Source organism: Pirellulales bacterium (assembly GCA_035499655.1).
Taxonomy (GTDB): domain Bacteria; phylum Planctomycetota; class Planctomycetia; order Pirellulales; family JADZDJ01; genus DATJYL01.
Window position 1 is genome coordinate 1 of sequence record DATJYL010000011.1, and the last position, 2908, is coordinate 2908.

A 2908-nucleotide genomic window follows, 5' to 3' on the forward strand; every position below is an offset into this window, starting at 1 on the left:
GGCCATCTTGAGTCGATTCGCCATCTTGGCCTCCTTCCGCGGCAATTGCCGCTAAGAAGGCCATTAGGCCAAATCGTCCGTGCTCAAGCTGGCTGGTTTTAATGCGCCGATGGGTGGCTGGTTTTAAGCGCCGACTGACAGTCTTGGAAAGCAACAAGCTTGTAATCGGCGGTTCAGCAAATATGGTAGCGATGGTTACCAATCTTGCTTTCTAACGCAGGTATTCCGACGCTTACATCCAGAATTATTACCAGAGACAGATTCGCGGCATGATCGACATCCATCATTTGAGCGATATGGGATCGATTGTCGATATCTGAATGACGATCGGATGCTTGATGAAAATGGTTTCGCTACCGCCTGGAATAATGAACTTATAATCGAGATTGAAAACGATCCCAAAGAATTCGTGTGGACGTTGCGTGTTCTGCTAGACATCATTGCGGATTATCGAATCGCAGTGTTCATTAATAATGCGAAGCAGGCTACTTCTTTGGAATCGCTGTCTGATCAATTTCGAGCGCCCTGGAAGCAATTTATGACGCATAATCCGTTCGCCAGCAAATTTCACGTTGGCATTGTGTTATTGCCCACTGAATTCAAGAATGAAAATCAATTTCGCGACGAATCTCAATACACTGAATGGAGCGAGAAATCTGGCCAGTGGCAGTTCGTGCAGGCATAACACTTGAGAATTATCGTTTTGCTCGCCCAATTCTCGTATAAACACGGAACCTGAGACTTCAGCTTCGCTGATTGCACAGTGTGATACAATTAGAGCGATCCGCTGAAACCAACTCCACATCGAGCAGTTGCCATGACTGTTAAATCACTCGAACAAGCTGTTTCGATGCTTTCCCCAGCCGATCTAGCGGAGTTCCGCCGTTGGTTTGCGGAATTCGATGCCGCCGCTTGGGACGCTCAAATTGAAGCCGACGCGGCGGCAGGTAAACTCGATGCAATGGCCGCGCAGGCATTAGCGGAATACCAGGCTGGAAAGGCTCGCCAACTGTGAAGCACTTCACCGCGAGCCAGTTCTGGCAGTGCTTTAATGCTTTACCCGTAGAAATTCAAAATCTCGCTCGGCAAAATTTCGAGCTTTTGAAGCGCAATCCATCGCATGCTTCGTTGCACTTCAAGTCCGTCAGCCACGGTCGTTTTCGCAGTGTTCGGGTAGGTCTGCAATATCGCGCTTTAGGCATTCCCGTTCCCGACGGCGTCCAATGGTTTTGGATTGGCGCCCATGCCGAATACGACCGCCTCATTAAATAACCGCCAGACTGTGTGCAATCGTTCGCCGAATAATTCAACAAAAAATCCGCAGCGCCAAAAGCGCTGCGGATTTTTTTGCGCGCCCGTTCACAAAGCCGGCAATGGCATCGCCGGCATTTTCGTGGTGACAGATGAAAATCGGTTGCCCCCGGCACTCGGAAAAGCCATAATTGGATAAACTAGTATCTAACGAGAAATTTCGCATGGGACTCACATTTATTGAAGGCACTGTGGCAAACAATGGCACTTCAAGAAAGGTCGAGTTTCTTGTCGACAGTGGGGCCGTTTACAGTTTGCTGCCGCAGCAAGTCTGGAAGCAATTGAAGCTGAAGGCAAAGCGCACGGTTACATTCACGCTGGCTGACGGCACGAAAATCAAGCGCCGTGTTTCAGAGTGCAATTTCGTGCTAGCTGGCGAAGAAGGTCATAGTCCGGTGATTCTTGGCGAACCGGGCGACGATGCTTTGCTGGGTGCTGTGACCTTGGAAACGCTGGGACTGGTCCTAAATCCATTCAATCGCACGCTACAACCCATGATGATGCGGCTCGGTTGATTTATAGGTGGGCGGCAGCACCAAAAGTGCGACAGTAGGTATCGCCGGATCAATTCAACAAAAGCCCCGTGAAGCCATTGCGAAACACTGATCACCCTCCCATCATTCGGTTGATACTGCCTATGCGCTATGCAGCTGGAAAGGCTTGGCAGTCCCGGCCGAAACAGGCCTTCGCTAAGGCGCGCCGGTTACAAATGTTCGCTTTCAGGGCGCTGATCGCTATAGGGCGGCTCTCGCCGGCGAGCGATGGCTCGCGCCTCCTGCATCGCCTTGTTCGCCATTAGCAGGGTTAAGCCGCACCATCCCACCAGGCAATATCCTTTGCCCAACAGATATTGATAGACGGCTGCTTCGCACACTTCTGTGAACGCCACAGCATGAGTTTCCACCGCAATCAGCCGCGGATCATAGCGCTGGAAGTCCAACGACATCAGCACTTCCAGGTCGTGTCCTTCGGCGTCAACCGACAGAAAATCGATCTGACGGTCCTTGTATTTCGTTCCGTCCAGCAGGGTGGTCAATTTCGCGCAACGGGTCTTTTTTTCAACGTAGGAGCCTCTGGCTTCGGAAAAGTTCTTATCCACAGAGGTGGTTAATGAGTAATGACCGCTGGAGAAGTAACTGATCTCGCCTTCCATATTGGAAACGGCGCAACAAATGTTTGTGTCCTGGGGCCTGGCCAGGTTGAAGCCATCTATTTTGATCGAATCGATATCAATGTTGATTCCTCTCCACCCTTGCTTATACAGCAGCCAGGTATTGTTGTATTTTTTCGGATGAAAACAGCCCACATCGACAAAAAAGCCCTGAGAACTATTCCGAAAACATTGGCCGATGGAAATGTCTTCTGCAAACTGTGAATAGTGACTGGCTTTGGACTTGGTGAAGTGCATCTTTTTAAGGAGATACAACTTTTTGACAAGAAGATTGTGCTTCATCCACCGTGGCATATTGGAGTATTTGAGTCTCATCGTCTCTCCGTGCGAATTACCGACGTTTCCATGATGCACCGCCGGCCACCAAAATCGAGCGGCGGGAACCGGTTCAGGTGTCGCTGGCGTCTTTGCCGCGGATGCGATTTT

The 2908-nt window shown here is 50.3% G+C and carries 5 protein-coding genes; 4 read left to right on the forward strand and 1 reads right to left on the reverse strand.

The features are described 5' to 3' along the window. The first annotated feature begins 331 nt into the window (after positions 1 to 331). The 4 genes from VMJ32_00645 (at position 332) to VMJ32_00660 (ending at position 1826) form a co-directional block, all read left to right on the forward strand. Positions 332 to 685: a hypothetical protein gene (locus VMJ32_00645; protein HTQ37501.1), complete on the forward strand. Its 354-nt coding sequence runs from the start codon at positions 332 to 334 to the stop codon at positions 683 to 685. 132 nt (positions 686 to 817) lie between these two features. Further along, the gene (locus VMJ32_00650) at positions 818 to 1015 is read left to right on the forward strand and encodes a hypothetical protein (GenBank protein HTQ37502.1); all 198 of its coding nucleotides are present in this window, start codon (positions 818 to 820) and stop codon (positions 1013 to 1015) included. Further along, positions 1012 to 1272 (forward strand): hypothetical protein, encoded by a 261-nt coding sequence (locus VMJ32_00655; GenBank protein ID HTQ37503.1) that lies wholly within the window; start codon positions 1012 to 1014, stop codon positions 1270 to 1272. Before VMJ32_00650 ends, VMJ32_00655 begins: the two co-directional genes overlap by 4 nt. A 203-nt stretch (positions 1273 to 1475) precedes the next feature. Continuing rightward, positions 1476 to 1826, forward strand: a complete 351-nt coding sequence (locus VMJ32_00660) for an aspartyl protease family protein (protein ID HTQ37504.1) — start codon at positions 1476 to 1478, stop codon at positions 1824 to 1826. A 188-nt stretch (positions 1827 to 2014) separates the two neighbouring features. Here VMJ32_00660 and VMJ32_00665 read toward each other — a convergent pair. Next, positions 2015 to 2908 (reverse strand): FkbM family methyltransferase (locus VMJ32_00665; GenBank protein ID HTQ37505.1); only part of this gene is annotated, 894 nt, incomplete at its 5' end.